This window comes from Kitasatospora sp. NPDC059408, assembly GCF_042751525.1.
Classification (GTDB): domain Bacteria; phylum Actinomycetota; class Actinomycetes; order Streptomycetales; family Streptomycetaceae; genus Kitasatospora.
In genome coordinates this window covers 27,386-46,834 of the sequence record NZ_JBHYWI010000074.1, presented here as the reverse complement: position 1 = coordinate 46,834, position 19,449 = coordinate 27,386, and the positions used below count along the sequence as shown (strand labels likewise).

At 70.6% G+C, this 19,449-nt stretch carries 17 protein-coding genes; 13 read left to right on the top strand and 4 right to left on the bottom strand.

Annotated features, from left to right (window positions below; all coding sequences use genetic code 11):
- Nucleotides 1–438: 438 nt before the first annotated feature.
- Nucleotides 439–1,287: a hypothetical protein gene (locus ACFXDE_RS34530; protein WP_380498444.1), complete on the bottom strand. Its 849-nt coding sequence runs from the start codon at nucleotides 1,285–1,287 to the stop codon at nucleotides 439–441.
- A gap of 422 nt (nucleotides 1,288–1,709) precedes the next feature.
- Between ACFXDE_RS34530 and tap the strand changes: the two genes are divergently transcribed.
- The 3 genes from tap to ACFXDE_RS34515 all read left to right on the top strand — a co-directional run bounded on the left by tap (nucleotide 1,710) and on the right by ACFXDE_RS34515 (nucleotide 5,111).
- Complete coding sequence (gene tap, locus ACFXDE_RS34525; RefSeq protein ID WP_380498443.1) at nucleotides 1,710–4,106, top strand: telomere-associated protein Tap; 2,397 nt, start codon at nucleotides 1,710–1,712, stop codon at nucleotides 4,104–4,106.
- 92 nt (nucleotides 4,107–4,198) lie between these two features.
- Entirely contained in the window at nucleotides 4,199–4,780 is a 582-nt protein-coding gene (gene tpg / locus ACFXDE_RS34520) for a telomere-protecting terminal protein Tpg (protein WP_380498442.1), read from the top strand.
- An 85-nt stretch (nucleotides 4,781–4,865) separates the two neighbouring features.
- Nucleotides 4,866–5,111 carry a hypothetical protein gene (locus ACFXDE_RS34515; RefSeq protein WP_380498441.1) on the top strand — a complete coding sequence of 82 codons (246 nt, stop codon included), beginning with the start codon at nucleotides 4,866–4,868 and terminating at the stop codon, nucleotides 5,109–5,111.
- On the opposite strand, the gene ACFXDE_RS34510 is transcribed toward ACFXDE_RS34515, so the two are convergent.
- Nucleotides 5,086–8,865 (bottom strand): helix-turn-helix domain-containing protein, encoded by a 3,780-nt coding sequence (locus ACFXDE_RS34510; RefSeq protein WP_380498440.1) that lies wholly within the window; start codon nucleotides 8,863–8,865, stop codon nucleotides 5,086–5,088. The two genes, ACFXDE_RS34515 and ACFXDE_RS34510, sit on opposite strands and share 26 nt — an antisense overlap.
- 146 nt (nucleotides 8,866–9,011) lie before the next feature.
- Here ACFXDE_RS34510 and ACFXDE_RS34505 point away from each other — a divergent pair, with 146 nt between their 5' ends.
- Both ACFXDE_RS34505 and ACFXDE_RS34500 read left to right on the top strand, forming a co-directional pair.
- Nucleotides 9,012–9,479, top strand: a complete 468-nt coding sequence (locus ACFXDE_RS34505) for an RICIN domain-containing protein (RefSeq protein ID WP_380498439.1) — start codon at nucleotides 9,012–9,014, stop codon at nucleotides 9,477–9,479.
- A 151-nt stretch (nucleotides 9,480–9,630) separates the two neighbouring features.
- Nucleotides 9,631–9,885, top strand: coding sequence for a hypothetical protein (locus ACFXDE_RS34500; protein WP_380498438.1), 255 nt, complete (start codon nucleotides 9,631–9,633; stop codon nucleotides 9,883–9,885).
- Here the strand turns inward: ACFXDE_RS34500 and ACFXDE_RS34495 are convergent.
- Both ACFXDE_RS34495 and ACFXDE_RS34490 read right to left on the bottom strand, forming a co-directional pair.
- Entirely contained in the window at nucleotides 9,847–10,101 is a 255-nt protein-coding gene (locus ACFXDE_RS34495; protein ID WP_380498437.1) for a hypothetical protein, read from the bottom strand. The genes ACFXDE_RS34500 and ACFXDE_RS34495 overlap by 39 nt on opposite strands.
- A 93-nt stretch (nucleotides 10,102–10,194) precedes the next feature.
- Nucleotides 10,195–10,338, bottom strand: a complete 144-nt coding sequence (locus ACFXDE_RS34490) for a hypothetical protein (protein WP_380498436.1) — start codon at nucleotides 10,336–10,338, stop codon at nucleotides 10,195–10,197.
- A 584-nt stretch (nucleotides 10,339–10,922) separates the two neighbouring features.
- Here ACFXDE_RS34490 and ACFXDE_RS34485 point away from each other — a divergent pair.
- From ACFXDE_RS34485 to ACFXDE_RS34450, 8 genes are all read left to right on the top strand, one after another.
- Complete coding sequence (locus ACFXDE_RS34485) at nucleotides 10,923–11,786, top strand: hypothetical protein (protein ID WP_380498435.1); 864 nt, start codon at nucleotides 10,923–10,925, stop codon at nucleotides 11,784–11,786.
- A 201-nt stretch (nucleotides 11,787–11,987) separates the two neighbouring features.
- Nucleotides 11,988–12,461 (top strand): DUF3995 domain-containing protein, encoded by a 474-nt coding sequence (locus tag ACFXDE_RS34480; protein WP_380498434.1) that lies wholly within the window; start codon nucleotides 11,988–11,990, stop codon nucleotides 12,459–12,461.
- Nucleotides 12,462–13,042: 581 nt separating this feature from the next.
- Nucleotides 13,043–14,035, top strand: a complete 993-nt coding sequence (locus tag ACFXDE_RS34475; protein WP_380498433.1) for a helix-turn-helix domain-containing protein — start codon at nucleotides 13,043–13,045, stop codon at nucleotides 14,033–14,035.
- A 351-nt stretch (nucleotides 14,036–14,386) separates the two neighbouring features.
- Nucleotides 14,387–15,133 (top strand): hypothetical protein, encoded by a 747-nt coding sequence (locus tag ACFXDE_RS34470; protein ID WP_380498432.1) that lies wholly within the window; start codon nucleotides 14,387–14,389, stop codon nucleotides 15,131–15,133.
- Between the two features lie 33 nt (nucleotides 15,134–15,166).
- Nucleotides 15,167–15,898, top strand: a complete 732-nt coding sequence (locus ACFXDE_RS34465; protein WP_380498431.1) for a hypothetical protein — start codon at nucleotides 15,167–15,169, stop codon at nucleotides 15,896–15,898.
- Entirely contained in the window at nucleotides 15,895–17,118 is a 1,224-nt protein-coding gene (locus ACFXDE_RS34460) for an MFS transporter (RefSeq protein WP_380498430.1), read from the top strand. The genes ACFXDE_RS34465 and ACFXDE_RS34460 overlap by 4 nt, the downstream gene beginning before the upstream one ends.
- The gene (locus ACFXDE_RS34455) at nucleotides 17,115–18,194 is read left to right on the top strand and encodes an insulinase family protein (protein ID WP_380498429.1); all 1,080 of its coding nucleotides are present in this window, start codon (nucleotides 17,115–17,117) and stop codon (nucleotides 18,192–18,194) included. The genes ACFXDE_RS34460 and ACFXDE_RS34455 overlap by 4 nt, the downstream gene beginning before the upstream one ends.
- On the top strand, nucleotides 18,188–19,366 hold the full coding sequence (locus tag ACFXDE_RS34450) for an insulinase family protein (protein ID WP_380498428.1): 1,179 nt from the start codon (nucleotides 18,188–18,190) through the stop codon (nucleotides 19,364–19,366). Before ACFXDE_RS34455 ends, ACFXDE_RS34450 begins: the two co-directional genes overlap by 7 nt.
- Nucleotides 19,367–19,449 lie beyond the last annotated feature (83 nt).

The following is a 19,449-nucleotide window of genomic DNA, read 5'->3' as shown; positions in this document are numbered from 1 at the left end:
CCGCGACGGGACACCCGTCGTGGCGTCGCCTGCCGCGGCCACCGCCGCCGCCCGACGCGGCTCCACCCACTGCGGCGCCCGTCGACCGCGGAAGACTTCCGTAGGAGTCGTGACCGGACCCCGGCGTCCCGTGACAGATGATCTTGACCGTTCTCCGGAGGATCTTGATCGCTCGGTCGGTCCGTTCGATGTCCTGGCTGGACCCGGGCGGCGTGGCGACGTCAGGGGACGTCCCACTGTCCGACGGTCGGGGCAAAGCCGCTGTCCAGCCCGAACTGGACCTTCTGGATTTTGGACGAGCCGGGGATCTGGAAGGGATGTAGCCCAGGGCGGTGTCGCCGGGGGCAAAGGTACGAATGGTCCACCAGTACGTCCGCGAGCGGTTCGGAGCGGAAGTGTCGGTCCAGACTGTTTCGACTGTGTGCAGGTCGCCCGGCGTCAGGGGGTGGTGCACAGCACCGCGGCGGAGAGTTTGCGCGGGCCGAAGACCCCGTTCTTGGCCCACACCGTCCAGCCTGTCGCCGTCGGGGCCGAGGTGGTCAGCAGGACATCGAGGCCGCTGTCTGCGTCGCCGCCGAGCGGCACCTGCCCGGAGGGGCACTCCGCGGTGGCGTTTCCCACCTCCCCTGGCGCCAGGTCGACGGTGGTGCCGAACTTCCAGACGGGCTGTGTGTCGGAGCAGACGGCGACGGCCCGCTGGAAGGACGCGGGCGCGTCCGGGCTGTAGTTGGTGTAGATCATTTCCGCCGCCCATCCTCTGAGATTGGAGAACGACGCGGAGACGAAGGTCCGGTCGCCGCCCTCGAAGCCGCCGCCGGCCACGAAGCGGTTGTTGGCGCAGTTCGATGGGCTGTACCCGTTCTCCCCGGGTTCGAGCCGCTCGTCGTTCCCGGTCTCGTAGGTGAGGGTGGGGTCGGTCGAGCAGATCACCTTGGGGTGGACGGTCTGCACGTCGGGGCTGGCGTTGTATGCCTGGAGCACCCAGCGGTTGCCCGCCGGGTCCGGGACCGACTTCCGGAAGTAGACCGCGCTGCGCAGGTCGCTCTCGACCGACGCCCCGCCCCCGGTGGGCCTCGTCCCCTGGGGGCAGTACGCGGCCACCGTCCGCTCCTGGCCCGGGTACAGGACGGCGGGGTGTCCCGGCTGCTGGCCGACACCGCGGGTCGCCGGTGCCGGCTTGTCGTCCGCCCGCGCGTGCGGGGCGGTGAGCGCACACGGGACGGACAGGGGAAGGGCTGCGGCAAGGAACGTGCTGATCGTCCGTGCGGTACTGCGGGTGCGTCTCATTCCGGCCTCCTCGTGGCCTGGTCCTCGGTCGGGAGGAGAACGTTCCCCGTCCCGCGACCAGGCGCCTCCGGGTGGACGGATGTCGTCCGGACGGATCCTGGAAGGGGTGCCGCCGAGCGCGAGAGAACCAGGTCTCCAGCGCAGCGCGCGGAGCGGTGAGAATCCGCCTTCTGCCGTGCGAGAGGACGGCTACCGCCGTCTGGCGGGCCCGATGACTACCAGTGGTGCCAACTGCAGCGTTGAAGTGACGACTATCGAGCTTCGGCACACCAGGTCAGGCGGGACGGTTCGCGAACTACCGTGCACCACTCGCAAAGTACGGTGCTCCGTCACACCGAGGATCCCAGAACCACTCGCACGGGTTAGAAAAACATTAGATCCAAACTTAGAAGTGCCACTATGATGGTGGCGGGAGGTGGGCCATGTCCGAGGGGATGGACCCGATCGACGCGTTGCTCGCGGAGGTCGACGAGGAGGAACTGCCGCCGCCGGCGGAGCGCAAGCGGCTGCGCCGGGCGGCGAAGCTGACGCGGGCCCGGGTGGCCGAGCGGGTTGGGGTGCGGGAGGAGACGGTCTGGACGTGGGAGACCGGCCGCTCCGAGCCGCGGCCGCCGCAGCGTGGTGACTACGCGCGGCTGCTGCGGGGCCTGGCGGAGCGGTTCCCTGCGCCCGCCCCCGCCGCCCAGGCCGCGGTGCAGCTGCCAGTGCCGGAAGTGTTCGCAGCCGCGCCGGCGCCCGAGCCGAGCGCCCCGGCCGCGCCAGCGGTGGTGATGCTGGACCAGAACCCGGATGGCTCGCTGCTGATGGCCCCGCCGCTGCCGTGCGTGCAGTGCGGGCAGCCCTCGGTCTACCGCGCCCAGGGGATGCCCATGCACCTGGGCGGGTTCTGCCGTCCGGTCGCCGCCGCCCAGGCCGCGCCCACTGCCGCGCCCGCCGCGGCGTTGCCGGAGCCGGCGGCCTCGGTCGCGCCGGTCGCTGCGCCCCGTCAGGCCGCGCCCGGGACCGGCCCGGCGACTGGTCCGTCGGTGGTGTCGCGCCGCACGTCGTCGTCGCGTCCGGCGGCGTCTTCGCAGGCGCGCAAGGCTCCGGCGAAGAAGGCGGCGGCGACGGCTGAGGGCCTGTCGGACTGGCAGGTGGCCGCGGCCGCGCGCTTTCCGGCCGGACCGCTGGCGGTGGTGGACGTCGCGTCGTCAGGCAAGGCGTTGGTGGCTTACCTGGCCGACGGCACGCCGGCTGCGACCGCACCGGCTGGCCGCACGGTGGCCGATGTCGTGGAGTGGGCGCTGGAGGTGAAGCTGGGTTCGCCCAGGTTGCACCGGCACGGCAAGGACGGCGACGCCCTGGTCGTCCTGACCGACGCGGCGCTGGCGGAGCTCGGCCTGCCGCCGATTGGCCGTGACGAGAAGAAGGAGTTCGTCCAGCGTCTGGGTCAGTTGCCGAAGACCCACAAGGCCGTCAAGCAGATCGAGAAGGCCGGCTGGCTGCTGACGCAGCGTGGCCTTGGCCCCTGGGCCAGGGTCTACCGCACCCCGGAGGACGGCAAGCGGGTGTGCGTGCAGCTGTGCATCCCCGGTTGGGGTGCCCTCGCGTCCGGTGGCTGGCAGATTCCCGAGGGCCTAGACGCGGCCGGTCTGGCGCGCCTGCTGGGCACCTACGCCACCCGAGTCCTGACTCCCCGTGGCTCCACGGCCGTCTCCGGCCTCGAACTGGTCACCACGCTGCGCCCGCCCACGAAGGCCGTGCGCACCGAGTCCGGCTGGACGTCCGGCCCGGTGGAGGGCTCGCGGCCGAAGACGGCGTTCGACCCGGCGCCGCCGGAGGTCCCGGACATGCATCCGCTCGCCCAGGGCCGGGAGCCGGGCGATGCGCTGGTGACGGAGGCGTGGGACTGGTTCCGCGAGCTCACCGAGCAGGAACAGGTGGCGCCGTTCGCGGTGGGCCTGGACGTCAACATGGCGTTCCTCGCGGCCGCGGGCAGGTTGACGCTGCCACTCGGCCCGCCGGTGCGCGTGGTGGACCCGGTCTTCGACCCGAAGACGCCGGGCTCGTGGCTGGTCGACCTGTCCGGCGTCGAGATGGACCCGCTGCTGCCCGGCCCGTTCACCGCGGACGGGGCGCGGCCGACGGGTCCGGCCTGGTACTCGACGGTGAAGGTCGCCTACGCCATCGAACTCGGCGCCACGGTGCGACCCACCGAGGGCTGGCTGCGCTACGAGCACGGGCCGTACCTGGACCCGTGGCACAAGCACCTGCGCCAGGCCTACCTGGACACGATGGCCGCCCTCGGCGTCCCGATCGACCTGGCCGACCGCGACCCGTTCGCCTTCCTGGACACCATGGCAGGCCTCAAAACGACCGGCGACCCGGCGGAGCTCGCGGTGCTGCACGCGATCAAGCAGACCGCGAAGGGCGCGATCGGGAAAATGAGGGAGCGTCCGCGCGGCCACGGCTACGAGTACGGCGAGCGCTGGGCCGCCCTGGAACGTCCGACCTGGGACCCGCTGATGCGCGCCCTGGTCATCGACACCGCCACCGTCAACCTCCACCGCAAGCTCCGCAAGATGGCCCACGACACCGGCCTGAGCTGCTTCGCGGTCCTCTCCGACTGCGCGGTGTTCGCCGGTCCCGGTCCCGGTGCACTCGACGTCCTCACCAAGCCGGACGGCACCCTCACGACCTCGCTGCGACTGGGGGTGTCGCCGGGGATGGTGAAGTTCGAGGGTTCCCGGCCGATGGCCGAGACCGCCAAGTTGATCGCCGACGGCGCCAATCCGGCCCGGCACATCAAGACCGGCGGGGTCGTCTCCGACGACGAGTAGCCGCCGTCCCGTACGGCTCCGACACCAGGCTGGCGGGCCGCTCCCCAATTCTCGAGTTCGCCCCGACGGGGCGAGGAAGGACCTGATGCCCCATGAGCCGGGAGATCGACGAGGGCCTGGAGCGTGCCGAGCGCACCCGCCCCATCCCGGTCCACCTGAACACCAGGGTCAAGTTCCTGTGGGAGAAGGTCGCCAGGAACGACACCAAGCGCCTCGCCCAGGCAGCCGGCGTCTCGGTGCGCACCGCGCAGCGTTGGGCCCACGCGCTGGCCGCCGTCGCCGCCGGCGAGGTGAGCGGCGACATCCCGATGACGAAGGCCAACGCGGCCAAGGTCGAGCGCGCGGTCCGGGCGGCCTGGCAGCCGCGGGTGAGGAAGCGGGTGCGCCGCGACGCCGAGCAGCGCGGCTTCATGCTGCACATCCAGGCGACGTTCGGATTCAGCGCGGCAGGCGGCTCCACCGACGACCCGCGCCCCCGGATGATCACGCAGAAGATGCCCGGCCCGGTGGCCCAGCGGCTGTACGCGGCCCGCGACGCCGGAGCCGGCCAGGACGAGCAGGAGCGGATCCTCGCCGAAGGCCTGCGCGAGCACTACTTCAAGGACAACGGCCACCGCGCCCGCGGCCTCGATGTGGAGCTCAACGACATCGCGTGGATGGACGTCGAGCTGTAGCAGCCCCCGGCGCCCCGACGGTCACCGCGAGGACGGCGAGCGCCTCACGCAGTGCCGCGAGCCGCTCGATCCTCGCCAGCCCCGGGTGCGCGCCGGCCAGCCTGACCGCGCCCACCTCTATTGGAACGGCCTCGTGTCCCTGGACGGGGACGACCTCCTCGATCGCTACTACCGGACCACCTCGGACGACACGCTCGGCAAGCTCAGCGGGGAGATCGTCGCCGGTCTGCGCGACGACCACCCGGTTGAGGCCGGAGATGGCGGTTCCGGTGGACCGGTCCACTCGGGCTGGGCGGCGACGGATGTCACGTGGCGGGGCAGGGCGGGGTGAAGTCGACCGCCGGGAAGTACCGTGCCCATTCGGCTCTGGTGATCCGAGGGTAGGCGCTGTCGCAGATACGGGCGGCGACCTTCTCCAGGCCGGTGTCCCACAGCCGGATCGTGAAGTCGTTGCCGCCGGTGGCCAGGGTGTTGCCGTCCGGACCGAACGCCACTGCCGGTACCGGGGTCGAAGGGCCGGTGAGGACGGCAGGAGCGGGCGCACCGCTCACGTCCCACAGCAGGACTCTGCCGTCTGCGGCGCCGGCTGCCAGCCGGCGGCCGTCCGCGGAGAAGGCCAGCGCGTAGAGAAAGGAGCCGGCCGCGGGTAGCTGCGTCACCTTCGCCGGGCGGCCGATGTCGCTGATGTCGATCAGCCAGACGGTCTTGTCCGTCCCGTGGACGGCGGCCAGACTCCGGTTGTCGGGGCTGAACACGCCATCGGTCAGCGGCTCGGATCGCAACGGGGACGGCAGTTCCCGGGGGCTGCGCGGATCGCTGATGTCCCAGAACCGCAGCGAGCCGGACTCGCCCGTGCTCGTCACCAGCGTGCGGCCGTCCGGGCGGAACGACGCCATCGTGACGTCCGGCCCGTTCTCGACGATCCGGCTCAGCTGCCGAGGACGGCCGGGATCGGTCAGGTCCCACAGTCCGGCCGCATGTTGCGCCCACACGGCCAGCAGGTGGCCGCCCGGGGCGAAGCCGGCCCCTGCGACTTCGCCGGCGTCGGGGGCGAGGATCGATGTGACCCGCGGTGCCCGTGGATCGGTCACGTCCCAGATGCGGACGGTGGTGTCCTCGCTGGCGGTGACGAGGGTGCGCCCGTCCGGGCTGAACGCCACGGACCGGACGAACCTGGTGTGGCCGCGCAGGACGGCCAGCGGCCACAGGGCCCGGCCGCCGGTGACCTGCCACAGTCGTGCGGTGCCGTCCCAGCCGGCGCTGGCGAGCAGGTGGCCGCCAGGGGCGAAGGTCAGGGACGTGACCACGTCGTCGTGGGTCGCGAGCGACAGGTCCCGTAGGTCCAGCAGCCGGTCGGAGTCGGCGAGTGTGCGACTGTCCGGGCTGAACGCGGCCTGGTAGGCCCCACCGGGAATCGCGCTGACGCGCATCGGGTGAGCCGGATCGGTGACATCCCACAGGAGAGTGGACCCGCCGACCGAGACGAGTGTCCGGCCGTCAGGGGCGAACGCCACCGACCAGACGATCGTGGGATGGCCGATCAGGACGGCTGGCGGCTGCGTCCGCGGGCTGCTGCCGATGTCCCAGATACGTGCGGTGTGATCCCAGCTGCTGGTCGCCACGGTGCGGCCGTCCGGACTGAATGCGACCGAGGCCACCGTGTCGGTGTGGCCGCGCAGCACCTCGAGGTCGCGCGGGTTCGCCGGGTCGGTGACGTCCCACAGTCTGGCGGTGGTGTCGCCGGTGGTCGCCAGTGTGTGGCCGTCCGGTGTGAATGCCACCGAGGTGATCTGGCCGGTGTGACCGGGGAGGGTGGCCAGCAGCCATGGCTGCCGGGGGTCGTGCACGTTCCACAGCCGCGCCGTGCCGTCGGTGTGGCCGGTGGCGATGACGTCGCCGCCGGGCCGGAACGCCACCCACGTCGGCGCGGCCGGCTGATCCGGCAGGGTGCCCAGCTCGACGGGCGCTCGCCGGTTCGTCACATCCCACAACCGCACCGATCGTTCGCTCGCCGCCGCGAGGACGTGGCCACCCTGCCCGAACGCGACCGACAGCAGCCGCCAGGGCTGGTCCAGGACCGCCAGCTGGACGGGGTGGTGGGCGTCCCCGACGTTCCACAGCCGGATCGTGCGGTCCCAGCTCGCGGTGGCGAGGACCGTGCTCTCCGGGGCGAAGGAGACCGAGACGACATCGGAGGTGTGGTTGGTGAGCCGGCTCGTGTACGGCGCCGCGAACGTGCTCATCAGCTGATCGCGGACGTCGTCAGTGGCTGCCAGCCGGTACGCGGCCAGGTTCAGCTGCGCGGCGAGCGAGGGGTTCTGCTGTCGTACCCCGGCCGCGTCCGCGGCGGCCTTGCGTGCAATGGCCACGTTGCGCTGCCGGATGACCGAGCTGCGCGAGCCGACGGCCAGCACGCCCGCGGTGGCGGCGATGACCACCAGCACGGTGAGAAGCGTGACCAACTGCCGAAGGCGGACCGTCCGCCGCCTGATCGCCGCCGTCTCACCGGTCTGCGCATCCCGGCTCGCGTCGAGGAAGCGCCGTTCCCTGGACGTCAGCCGACTGCCGTCCGCAGCGGCCAGGTCCAGTGCCGCAGCAAGGCGGGTACCCCGGTACAGGGCGTGCGGGTCGCGGTCGTGCGCCTCCCAGCCGGCGGTCGCGTCAGTGATCTGCCGGTGCAGGAGCAGTCGGTCCCGGTCTTCGGTCAGCCAGCCGCGCAGCCTTGGCCAGCACCGGATGATCGCCTCGTGGGTGATCTCGACGCAGTCCTGGTCCAGCGTCACCAGCCGTTGCCGGGCAAGGGATTCGAGCACGGCGGCCATGTCGGGGGCCGGGTCAAGCTCGTCCCTGCTGATCCGGCGCCTGGTGTCCTCGGTCCCGTCGCCCAGCGCGGTCAGCCGCAGGAACAGCGATCTGGCGAGGTCCTGCTGCACCGGTGACAGCGCCCGGAAGGCGGCCTCCGCCGTCTGCGCGAGCGCGTGCTGGATTCCGCCGGCCGCCAGGTACCCGTCCAGCGTCAGGCGGTTGCCGCTGCGGCGGCGCCAGGTTTCGACCATCGCGTGTGAGACCAGTGGCAACGCACCCGGCTGGCCGGTCGCGTCCGCGACCACGGCCGCCAGCAGCGGGCCGGTCACCGTGCAGTCCGCGAGTTTGGCCGGCCGGGTGATGGCCTCGCGCAGCTCCTGGCTGCTCATCGGGCCGACCGCGATCTGCGCGTCGCGCATCGCCCTCACCAGCCGGGGGTCCTGGACGCAGTGGCCGTAGAAGTCGGCGCGCACGCCGAGGACCACCCGAGTCCGACTGGTCGTCGCGGTGGTGGCCGCGATCAGCATGGTGATGAACGCGTCCCGTTCGTCCCGGTCCCGGCAGAGCGTGAAGACCTCCTCGAACTGGTCGACCACGATCAGCATGTCGATGTCCGGCGTACGGTCGATCGTGGCCTGCCGGATCCGCAGGTGCAGCATCGCGGGATCGTCGCGCAGCTCGGTCATCAGCGGGCCGGGTGCCTCTCCCGTCGCCACGGCCAGCCGGATCGCGCATTCCTCCACGGGGTGGGGGCCTGGCGTGAAGAGCATCACCGGCCACCCGGACGCCCGCGCGTGAGCGACGAGCCCCGCCCGTAGCAGCGAGGACTTCCCCGATCCGGACGGCCCGAAGACCGCCACGAAGCGGCGGTCACGCACCTTCGCCAGCACCTCGCCGGTCAGTCGCTCGCGGCCGAAGAACCGGTCGGCGCCCTCCGGCTGGAACGCCGACAGACCGGCGTACGGTGCGCCCCGCAGGTCGGCTTCGCCGGACTCGCCGCAGGCAGCGCCGACGGCGAGCTCGGCGGCGACCGTGTGCCATCGGGATTCCCAGGCACGGCGGTCGCCCTGACACGCCGCAACGTACGCCAGCGTCACACCCAGGCTCGGAAAGGTGCGCCCGCCCGCGGCGTCCGACAGTGTCGTGGACGAGTAGTGCGCGCTTTGCGCCAGTGCCCGGTAGGTCGGCCGTCCCGCTTCCTCGCGCAGCCTCCGCAGGTCGGCCGCGAACCGCGTCAGGGGACCGGCGTCCGGGTCCAGCGGGCGTTCGGCGCGTGGCATGGCTGTCCTTTGCAGAGCCTTTCCGGAGCCGCGATTCACGGCGATTGTCCGGCAGTTGATGTCCGGCGTTCCCGTCCCGGCACCGGACAACATTGGCGGCTAGACATGACCTAGCGCAACCGCGCACTGACTGTACGGAGGCATGCGTGAAAGCTGTGAAACGACTGATGCCGCTGCTGGTGGCCGTCGGGCTCGCGGTCGGCAGTACCTTGACGGGTTCGCCGGCGTCCGCCGCCGCGCCGCTGCTCAGGTCCAACATGAACGGGAAGTGCGCCGACATCTTCATGTTCCACCAGGAGAACGGCGCCTCCACCGTGACGTGGGACTGCACCGGCAACACCAACCAGCAGTGGAGCTGGGACGGTGAGCAGATCCGTTCGGGCATGAACGGAAAGTGCCTGGAGATCTACGCCTTCGTCCAGGGTGACCAGGGGTCGGTGAGCACGTGGGACTGCGACGGCGGCAGTAACCAGAGGTGGTACCGGAACGGCGGCGAGATCCGTAGCCGGATGAACGGAAAGTGCCTCGACATCCTGGGCGGCCGGCCCGAGAACGGACAGCTCCTGGTGAGCTGGAGCTGCAACGGCGCGCCGAGCCAGAGCTGGGACTTCTGAGCGCTGGTCCGGCCCGGCACGCGAGGTGCCGGGCCGGACCGCACATCGCCCACTGCGGCCACAGCCCAACCCGCGTCTCCACGACCACCGGGCGAAGGCGCGTGGACGCTTCCCCCGCTACGAGCGCCGCGGTGAGGCCCGGCTTCCCGCCGTGCTCGCCACCCTGGCGGCGATCCTGCTCTACCTCGTCCTGCCGGGGCGGCTGCTGTTCGTCCCGCGCTTCGTCCTGCCCGGCCCGGAGCTCTTGCTGCTGGTCTCGCTGGTTGCGGTCAACCCGCGTCGCATGACCCGGCAGAACCGCTTCTCCCGGATCGTGTCGCTGACCCTGGTGGCCCTCATCGGCGTCAGCAACCTCGTCTCGCTCGGCCTACTGGTGCACGCCATGGTCACCAGCAAGGCCCAGTAGGGCGGCTCCCTGCTGCTGGCCGCCCTCCAGGTCTGGGCCACCGGCATCATCGTCTTCGGCCTCGCGTTCTGGGAGCTCGACCGCGGCGGCCCGGTGGTGCGCAGCCAGGCCGAGCGCTCCGAACTGCCGCTTGCGGACTTCCGGTTCTCCCAGGACGAGAACGACGATGCTGTCGAGCGAGAGCATCGCCGCTCTCATCACGTCGCTGCTCGTCACCGCCCACGCGGTCGGCGTCCTCGACAAGTAGCACGGCATCGGGCGGTCCGTCGGGCTCGGGCAGGGCTGCCCCAGCCCGCTCCAGCCCGTGCCTCAGGGGGCCGCTTTTCCGGCGCGTTCGAACAGCTGGGGAGCCGAGTCCATGAGCCGCGCGACGTACCCGTCGTTGTCGAGCCGCGCACGCACAAAAGCCTCCATGGCCACGAGATCGGGCACGGACTCGTCGTCAGTCGTCATGAAGGCCATCTTTGCGCTGAAGCGGCCGTTCGGACCCCGCCAGGCGACACAAGATCACGGCGGCTCAGGAAACCCGCGGTGGGCGTGTCCCGAGCCCGCGCCTCGGAGGTCCGGGTCAGGCGCGGGCGGGGACGATGCCGCGCACGCGTTGCAGCCGCAGGCACCACAAGCCCGAAGGAACGGTGACAGACCAGGTCAGCGCCCATACAGTGGGCCACCAGGGAGGACGCCATGACCGCTCGTCGACGCAGGGACTCGGTGTGGGGCATCAGCGCGCCGGACACGATCCGGGGCGCCGCCAACGGCTCGCGTGGCCAGGACAGCGGATGGAACCTCACCCAGCGCTGACCCCCGGCACACCCATGCCCCGACCAACGGCCCAAGGGCCGCAACCCGTGGCAGGACGACCAGATCCCCACCATGGTCCAGCCGCGCCCGGAAGACGGCGGCCGGGAGATGGAGGTCTGCGTCGACGAGGCCCGCCCGCTCCCGGCGCGGCGGATCGGCCCTTTCCACGGCCCCGGCCGGGCGAATCCCGCCGAGCCGGGCCCGGCTCCGCGGCCGGGCTGCGAGCATGACCTGTCATGACGGACCTGGGACTCGACGCACCCGAACCTCCCGCCCTGATCGCCATCCAGCAGCCCACCGGCCTCGCCGACGAGATGTGGCGCGAGATCGCCCCGCTGCTCGCCGACGAAGGCATCACCGAGGACAGCGACCCGACCGACCTGCCGACCCTTCAGGCCGCCCTGGACCGCGCCATCGCCCGCTACAACACCGCGCTGTTCACCCCGACCGGCAAGGCCCGCGGCCAGGCGGCCGAGCTGCTGCGCCAGGTCGTCGTCTCCGTGGCGGCCGGTGAGAACGTGCACGCCGCCCGGCTCCTCGACTCCCTCGGCCCGGACCCCACCGACGCCCAGCCCGTCACCGGCGCGCACGCCGCCGGCCTCGCCATGCTCCTGCTGGACAACGGGTCCACCGGCCCCGCCGGAATCCCGGCAGGGCTGCTCACGGGCACCGCCCTTCCCGCCGGCCACTGGAGAGGCGAGCGAGCCGCCACCGACATCCTCGCCCTCGCCCGCGAGGGCCGCGCCCACCGCTCGGTGCAGAAGCTCATCGTCCGGCACAGCGGCCACCACGTCACCGACGGCGCCGCCCTAGCCCTGGCCGCCACCGTCCTGACCTGGGTGAAGCGCACCAGGACCCCGGCCGCAGACATCACCGAGACGCGATGGTCAGCTGGCTCCCGTCCCGCGCGGGATGCTGTGAGTCATGACGAAACCGGGCCCGCGCCGCAGCCGACGCCACTCACGTGCCAGGTCCCTGGGCCTGCCACCGCAGGCCTTCGACAAGCAGCGCCCCCATCCTGTTCCCACCCAACCCGCCTCCGCCACCGCGGCACCGGCCCGTGCGCGCAGCGGGTCGATGTGCTGCCGGGTGCGCAGTGAGTGCACGATCGGTCTCGGTCGCACCGTCTTCATGATTCACTGCCACCAGAGCGACGGCCCCAGTCCGGCGAGCCTGCCGGCCCCGGCGGCCCCGGAATCGGCGGTCAGGCCTCGGGATGAGTCGAAACTCCCCTTTCTGGGGGAGTGGGTCGGTCCGCCGGGACGATCCGTCGAACCGCCCCGGGCGGCGAACGTGGAGGCATGAAGACCGCCACCCTCCGGGTCGCCCCCTACGCCGCCGCCACCTGGTCCGCCGCGTTTTCTCTCGTTCACCTGTACTGGCTGCTGGGCGGCCGGACCGGCCTGCCGGACGGCCTCTCCGTCACCGGCAACACCCCGCTGCTGGTGATCGCCGTCCTCGCCGTCCCCGGCTGCGCGGTCGCCGCCGCGCTCGCTCTGGCGATCGTCCGGCCGTGGGCCGGACGGCTGCCGGGCAGGCTCCTCGACTTCGCGATCTGGGCCATCACCGCCATCCTGCTGGTGCACTCCGTGCCGTCCGTCCCGGACTGGCTCGCCCTGGCCACCGGCGCCCGGACGACGGCCGACTTCGATGCCATGGGCCGCTTCGCCACCCTGCTCTACGAGCCCTTCTTCATGACCGGCGGGCTGCTCTTCGGCCTCGCCGCCCTCGGCCGCCGAGCCCTGCTGAACTCCACCTCCCACGCGCAGCGCTGAAGTGCAGAACACAGGAAGTCGGCCGGGCCGGCGTCCTCGGTCGGGCCCGCCAGCGTCGGCCTGCTGCGCCGGGTCTGCTGTGCCGCTGTGCGGGTCGCTTGGGTCGCTGCCCTGGCCGTGGTGCTCGGCCAGGAGGCGGCCGTCCCGTGTCCGCCTCGGCGTCCCCTTCGCTGCCGTCCGGTCCCGCCGTCGTCCTACGCGGCCAGTCCTGTGCGGGGCGCGATGTCCCGTGAGGTGGGGCCGTGAGCCTGTGCGGGGTCAGCCGACGAGGCCAGCTGGCGGTACGGGCACGGCTGGCGGCACTACAGGCCTGCTATCCGAACGGCATTGGGGAGGCAGAGGACTTCCGCAAGCCCGGCGGCGTCGTGTGCCGGGTGCGCGCTGGTCTCCCGCACGGCGGCTTCCTTCGGGCACTGACTTGGCGTGGACATTGCGGAAGGCGATGATGCCGCCCAGCCCTCGCCGGCCTGTCGGGGGAGTGCTCATCGGAGGGGTGACGATGGCGGCAGGTGCCTGGGTCTCTGTTGGCGTGGCCGGGAACGGCCTGAGGGTAGGGAGTGGTCTTCGTGGGGGCTGAGGGCATGACGGAGGATGACGGTCTGTCACCGCGGGAACGTTTCGAACGCTGGCGGGACCTGGTGGGGCGAACGCGGGTTGCCGATACGACCAGTGCCCATGTCGAGACCTTCGCGGCGCAGTTGCGGATGTTCGAGATGGGCCCGGTGACGCTGATGGCCACATCTTTCCCGTCCGCGCGGTTCCGGCGCAGCGAGCGCATGATCCGAAGCTCGGACCAGGAGCTCTACCACCTGACCCTGCTGACGGCAGGACGCCACGCTCTCGGGTGTGCTGAGGACCAGCGGGAGACGCACCGCGTGGGAGATCTCTGGCTCATCGACAGCTCGCACCCCTACGACGGCCGGTTCTCCGGTGTCCGGTCCCCCGGCCAAGCGGATCCCCGGGCCACCGGGATCAGCGTCGACCTGCCGATCTCGCTGCTGCCCGTGTCGCCCGACCGGGTGCGCGATCTCCTCGGTCGTGCGCTTTGCGCTCGTGAGGGCACGGGTGCGGTGCTGGCGGATTTCCTGCTCGGGCTGGATCGTCAGGCCCACACGCTGGGGCCGGCGGAGGCGGCGCGGCTCGGGACGGTGGTGGTCGACCTGGTGGCGGCCTGGGTCGCCAGGGAACTCGACACTCTCCCCGCCCTGCCGCACGAAACCCGGCGGCGGGCCCTGGTGGAGAGCGTCCGCGGGTTCATCCGCCGCAACCTCCACGACCCGGACCTGAGCCCAGCCACGGTCGCCGCGGCCCACCACATCTCCCTCAGCTACCTGCACCGTGTCTTCACCCAGGAGTCGCAGGGCGAGACTGTCGCCGCCTGGATTCGCAGCCAGCGGCTGAAGAAGGCCCACCACGACCTGGCCGATCCCGCGCTGCGCGCCGTGCCGATCCACATCGTCGCCGCCCAGTGGGGCATCCTCCGGGCCGACGACTTCAGCCGGGCCTTCCGGGCCGCGTACGGGATCTCGCCCAGCGAGCACCGGCACCAGGCGTTCGCGCTGACAGCCGAGTAGATGCACAACCAAGGAACTGTCGACGCAGCGCCAATCTATTCACGCGGCTTCTGAACTATCGTGGTGTCACGTGAGAGAGCGGAAGAGATCGGGCCCATATTTGAGCCTGGCCCCGGACGCCTTTCCGCAGCTAGAAACATTCACGATCACAGAATGGGAGAGTGTTATGACCGAGTCGCGTATCGACGCTCTGGTTGCCGAGCTCGAGGAGCTCAACCTGGAGTCGGACACCCGTGAAGCCCTCGCGGCGACCCAGGCGCAGTTCACCGCCAACTGATGTAAAGCAGAAGGCGGGGCGCCCGATATGCGCCCCGCCTTCTGCGGCTTTCCGATTGAACGGAGCCGCTTCGGATGATATCAGAGCACGACGCGCGGCAACTTGCGGACCGCTTCGACGAGCTCGAGGGCAGTTATGCCCGGAAATATGGGCTGGGATCCCAGGCCCGGGCGTTCTTCCTGATGGAAGAACTGGTGACCATGCGGTTCGCGCTTCTGGAGGCACATCCCGATGCGGCCCCGGTCCTGGAGCGGCAGCGCCGCTCCACGGCCCTGAAGCTGCAGAGCCTGTACGACGCGAGCCCGTTCCCGGACGGGCCGGCGCCTCCGGTACGACGGCCCCCTGGGGATGCGGGCGTCATTGAATTCGACCGTGAAGTATTCGCCGAGAAATACGCTGCAGCTGCCGAATTGATTCAGTGCGACGTGGTGGTGCTGGAGAATTGGAAGCCAGAGTCGCAGAGTCGGCCTACGGCTTACATGTACGTTGTCGACGAAGACTTCAAAATGAGGGTCTGGGTCCGCCAATTCCGGATGTCTGACCTTGTTCTGGGCCGGAACAGGGCGACGGTTTCCGGGGTTCCTGTTGCGCACCCAATGCTTGTTCCCGAGCGGCTGAGGGTGAGGGCTGCGGGAGAGATAACTCCTATCTTTGGAGACCAAATCACCGGAGTGGTGGCCAACCTCAAATCCGGCCACTTTAGGCCGTCTCCCGAGGCGGCCCTCAGCGTTCGGCGCGCGTGCGCTGAAAGCCTCGGGCTTGCGGCGGAATCGTGTGATGTCCTCACTGTTCCAGACGTTCCCGGGAACTCTCCCCAGTAATCGCTAGCCAGAGGAAAAGGTGTGACGAGTCGGATGCCTGTTTCGGCGGTCGGTGTGGAGTACGAGTACAAGTGGCGAGTCGACGCCCTCGCGGATGGTTGGGCACCCGAGGAGCCCGAGCGCGGCGATGCCATCGTCGAGGAAATTCTCCGCTCCGCAGCCCCCGCGCTCGGCGGCGAACATGGTGAACTCCACACTTTCGCGCAGTCGGCGCTGTACTTCGACACGGCCGCCTGGGACCTCGCCGAGCGAAACCTGTCGCTTGCCGGGCTCGTCAACTACGGCGCCATGACCGGAACCGGCTGGCTGGTGCTGAAGGAGACGGTCCGCTGGGCGGGGCACCGCAGGGACGCCCTCGAGGTCGCCGAATCCCTCGACACACGCGAGCTGGCAAAAGCCATGACGGAAGGCCAGGCAGAACCGCTGCGCCGAGCCAGCCAGCGCCTGGGAAATTCGCTTCCGGAGCTGGTGCCCTTCGGGAAGGTCGTCCAGCGTCGTCGCAAGGTGCTCTGGCGCCTCGGCGAAGGCCTGGCCCTCGGGATCACCCTGGACAGCAGCCGCCTGTCAGCCACCGGGACGCAGGCCGACGCCGGCACACCCACCTGGTGGTTCGAGATCGAGGCCAACTCGGGCGACCAGCGCGCCCTGAACGCCCTCGCACACCTGGCATCGGCAGCCGACACGGTGCTCGGCAGCGCGCCCAGCCACACCACCAAGCCCCAACTGGCCGCCCGAATCGCCGGATGGCAGGGTTCCCGCGCATGACCGCACCCGCTGAAGCACCCGTCGCGCAGAGCGGCACGACTCGCCTGGGCAGGGACTACACCCTCCTGTGGACAGGCCAGTTCTGCTCCATGGCCGGCACGATGATCCAGTACATCGCGCTGCCGCTGTGGGTGCTGTCCGAGACCGGATCGGCCGTCGGTTCCGGACTGGCCTTCGCCGTCGAAACCCTGCCGATCATCATCCTGGCCCCGTGGGCCGGGCTCATGGCAGACCGCTACGACCGCCGCAGGCTCGTACTCCTCGCCGAGTCCGTCTCCGCCGTCGTCGTCGTAGCGATGGCGCTCTCGGTGCGGGCGCACTCGATCGTGGGCGCTCTTGCCTGCGCCGCGGTGATCAAGACGATCAACACGATCTCCGTGCCCGCGCTGCAAGGACTGATCCGCGCGGTACTGCCCGCAGAGACGGCGCTGCCCAAGGCGGTGTCACGCTTCGAGGGGCTGACCGGCGCGACCATCGTCCTTGGTCCGCCCGCCGGCGCGCTGCTCTTCTCCGCCCTGGGGCCGTCAGCGGCTCTACTGGCCAACGCCGCGTCCTTCGTGATCGGCGGCGCCTGCGTCACCGCGATCCGCAGCCAACAGCCGCTGGCGGCCCCTGTAGCCAGCCGCCCTCGGCCCCGACTCGGCAACGGTCTGGCCATCGTCCGGGGAACCGCGGCGCTGCGCCGGCTGCTGGCCGCGGAGGCCGCATACTTCCTGTTCTTCGGCGGCACCACCGCCGTCGTCATCACCCATGCTGCCGGCCTCGTCGGAGAGGCCCTGGCCGGATGGTATCCGGCATGCGTAGGGGCGGCATGGCTGTTCGTGTCCATGCTGATCCTGCCGGCGAGGAAGCGGGCACCTCGGCGCGCCCTGCTGACCGGTGCGGTACTCATTCCGGCTGCCGCCGCATTTGTCGCCGCCATGGAGATCAGCCCGCCGGCTCTTCTCCTGATCGCTGGCGTGTGGGCCGGCGCCGCCAACTCCCTCGTCGCCTCAGGTGCTTCCCTGGGCTGGCAGCAACTGGTGGAACCCGACTCCATAGGCCAGGTAGTGGCGCTCCGGCGCAGTGTCACCAACGGTGCTCTGGCGCTGTCGTCCGTTGCCCTTCCCTACCTCGCAGACTGGTTCTCCCCGGGGCAGGCCCTGCTGGTCGGCGGCGTGCTGGCCACGACACTGATCGTCGTCCTGATGGGCGGCCGTGACCTGGCGGACCGGACGTGAACAGGCAGGCGTTCGTCGTCCCCGGCGGGTTCAGTGACCATCCGCCGGGTCTGGCCGCCTTCGGGGCCCTCCTGCTCTCGACACCCGTCACCGGAACACCAGTCACCAGAGCTGCCTCTGAGGGGCGGGAGCTGGGGCTGACGCTGGCATCGCGCGCCCTCCAGGTAACCCTGTCCTCACCGGATCCCCGGGACACGCCTGCACGCTGGCTTTCCACGGACCCGGCGACCGACCGGATTGCCGAGGCCTTCACGCCCCTGCACCGCCGCAACGCCCAGAGGATGCTGTCCGATCCGGTGGAGCGAGCGCTCCACCGGATCGAGACGGCGGCATGGGGCACCAGCCGCTGGAGCGAATACTGGGGCGCGGAGGAACTCCAGTTCACCGGGCAGGACGTCACCGCTCTGATCGGTGCATGGGCGTCGGCTCCGCCTCGGGACGAGCCGTTCTCCGCGGCATTTCCTTCACCCGATCACAGATACGGCGAATGGGCCCCCGGGCCTCTCCACCACGATGCACCTACCCGCGCCGACGACACATCCACCCGCACGGAACTGGCGATCGCGGTACCTCTCACAGGCGAGGGCGCCCCGATGCTCGCCACCGTGGCCGCCACCCTGCTCGGCGCGCCTCAGACGGGCCGGCTCTTCCACCGGCTCCGGATCCAACGCGCACTCGCCTACGGAATCGCCGCCATCCCCGTCGTCCGAGGCCGGAAGGTCGCGCTCCTGGCGGCGGCCAGCACCACGACAGCCAACGCTTCCGAGTGCGCACGTCACCTCGCCGACGAAGTCAGGGAACTCCTCTCCGCACCGCCTGCACCCGACCAGGTCGCTGACGCCCGTACGGCGCTGGCGCGGCAGGTCAGCCTTGCGCACGCGCTACTCGAGGCTGGCGAAACGCTCGGGCCCGTACACCGCTCGCTTCTCGAAGCGGACTGCACCACCGCCACATCCGAATCCGCCCCTGCCACCGCGGCGTTCTCTGACCACCTCCCTGCCGGAGTACGGCCGCAGTGGGCTGTCCACGGCCCCGTACCAGACCAGACGCTAGGAGCGGTGGAGCAGACATGGTGAGCGGCAAGCACCCCGCAGGTGGTACGCAGATCAGGGAAGGAGGCGTGCACGCGGTCGACCTGCCGTCCGCGAAGCACGTTGCGATCGGCCTTGCCATCCCCGTGGGGTTCGCCGACGACCCACCCGAGGCGCCCGGGGCCACACATCTGAGCGAGCACGTGGCGCTGGCACTGGCCCCGTTCGTATCAGTAGCGGTACCTACCGTCACCGCGACCACCCACTGCCACAGCACGACTTTCACCACCGAGGTCCTGCCGGGCGAGCTCGCAGCCACGCTTCAGCTGTTCGCAGCGATAGCCCAGCCACCCCTGGAACACCTCCAAGGGATGGTTGATCAGGAAAAGCCCGTGGTCGGGCTGGAGCTCACCATGAACCACACCACGACAGGAAGAATCGCGGCATTCGTCGCAGACCGAATCCTTCCCGCGACCGGATTCGGACGAGCACACGAGGCAGGTCCCGAGGAAATCAGCCGCCTCACAGCCGAGCAGATCAACCACCACCTGACGGACCACTACCGCCGAGACACAGCTGCGCTCGTACTCGCAGGACCGCTCTCGACCACAGATCTCACACTCGCCACCAGGCATTTCCCAGTCGGCACCGCCCCCGTGCCCCGACCTGCCCGCGCGCCCTCACCCGATGCCGCCCTCGCCACTGCCATCAGCCCCACCCACTGGGGCGTGGCACAGCGCGCTTCCCCCTACCAAGCCGATGGGCCCGCCTGGCTATCCGATCTCGAAGATGCCCTGATCCGCCCAGGCGGTCCCGCCGACCGTCTCGCCAGAAGCCAGGCAGCGTCGACGCTCGGGGCCCTCGCCGCAAGGTGCCCCCACGGCAACCTCCTGATCTCCGCCTACACCCACGACCTCACACACAAGACGCCTGCACAAGCAGCCGAGGAACTAGCCGGGGCACTGCGGCGCACCGACCCGGCCTCATACCTGCCCCAGACACTTCAACACGCCGCTCGAAGCCATCAAGCGCGTCGCGGCCTCCTTGCCCTGCCCTGGCACGCCAGGAACGCCCTCATCGCCGAGGCCACGGGAACCGGACCAGTCTGGAACAGCTGGGAACACGAATTCGACAAGGTCGCCGCAGCTGCGATCGCCGCTTCGGCACTGACCCACTCCGAGGCCTGGAACAGTACAACGGCATCCCTTACGGCCTGACCAGGCGTCATCGGTCGCATCGGGATCCCGTGAAAGACACCGAGGCAGGCATGTCTGAGCAGGGGGCACGAAGTGGTGGGCGC

What these genes read in the sequence shown, in the direction of transcription:
- ACFXDE_RS34490 (WP_380498436.1), bottom strand. Translation starts at nt 10,338, where the DNA reads ATGACGACTGACGACGAGTCCGTGCCCGATCTCGTGGCCATGGAGGCT.
- ACFXDE_RS34450 (WP_380498428.1), top strand. Translation starts at nt 18,188, where the DNA reads ATGGTGAGCGGCAAGCACCCCGCAGGTGGTACGCAGATCAGGGAAGGA.
- tap (WP_380498443.1), top strand. Translation starts at nt 1,710, where the DNA reads ATGTCCGAGGGGATGGACCCGATCGACGCGTTGCTCGCGGAGGTCGAC.
- tpg (WP_380498442.1), top strand. Translation starts at nt 4,199, where the DNA reads ATGAGCCGGGAGATCGACGAGGGCCTGGAGCGTGCCGAGCGCACCCGC.
- ACFXDE_RS34475 (WP_380498433.1), top strand. Translation starts at nt 13,043, where the DNA reads ATGACGGAGGATGACGGTCTGTCACCGCGGGAACGTTTCGAACGCTGG.
- ACFXDE_RS34460 (WP_380498430.1), top strand. Translation starts at nt 15,895, where the DNA reads ATGACCGCACCCGCTGAAGCACCCGTCGCGCAGAGCGGCACGACTCGC.
- ACFXDE_RS34510 (WP_380498440.1), bottom strand. Translation starts at nt 8,865, where the DNA reads ATGCCACGCGCCGAACGCCCGCTGGACCCGGACGCCGGTCCCCTGACG.
- ACFXDE_RS34470 (WP_380498432.1), top strand. Translation starts at nt 14,387, where the DNA reads ATGATATCAGAGCACGACGCGCGGCAACTTGCGGACCGCTTCGACGAG.
- ACFXDE_RS34480 (WP_380498434.1), top strand. Translation starts at nt 11,988, where the DNA reads ATGAAGACCGCCACCCTCCGGGTCGCCCCCTACGCCGCCGCCACCTGG.
- ACFXDE_RS34530 (WP_380498444.1), bottom strand. Translation starts at nt 1,287, where the DNA reads ATGAGACGCACCCGCAGTACCGCACGGACGATCAGCACGTTCCTTGCC.
- ACFXDE_RS34485 (WP_380498435.1), top strand. Translation starts at nt 10,923, where the DNA reads ATGACGGACCTGGGACTCGACGCACCCGAACCTCCCGCCCTGATCGCC.
- ACFXDE_RS34465 (WP_380498431.1), top strand. Translation starts at nt 15,167, where the DNA reads ATGCCTGTTTCGGCGGTCGGTGTGGAGTACGAGTACAAGTGGCGAGTC.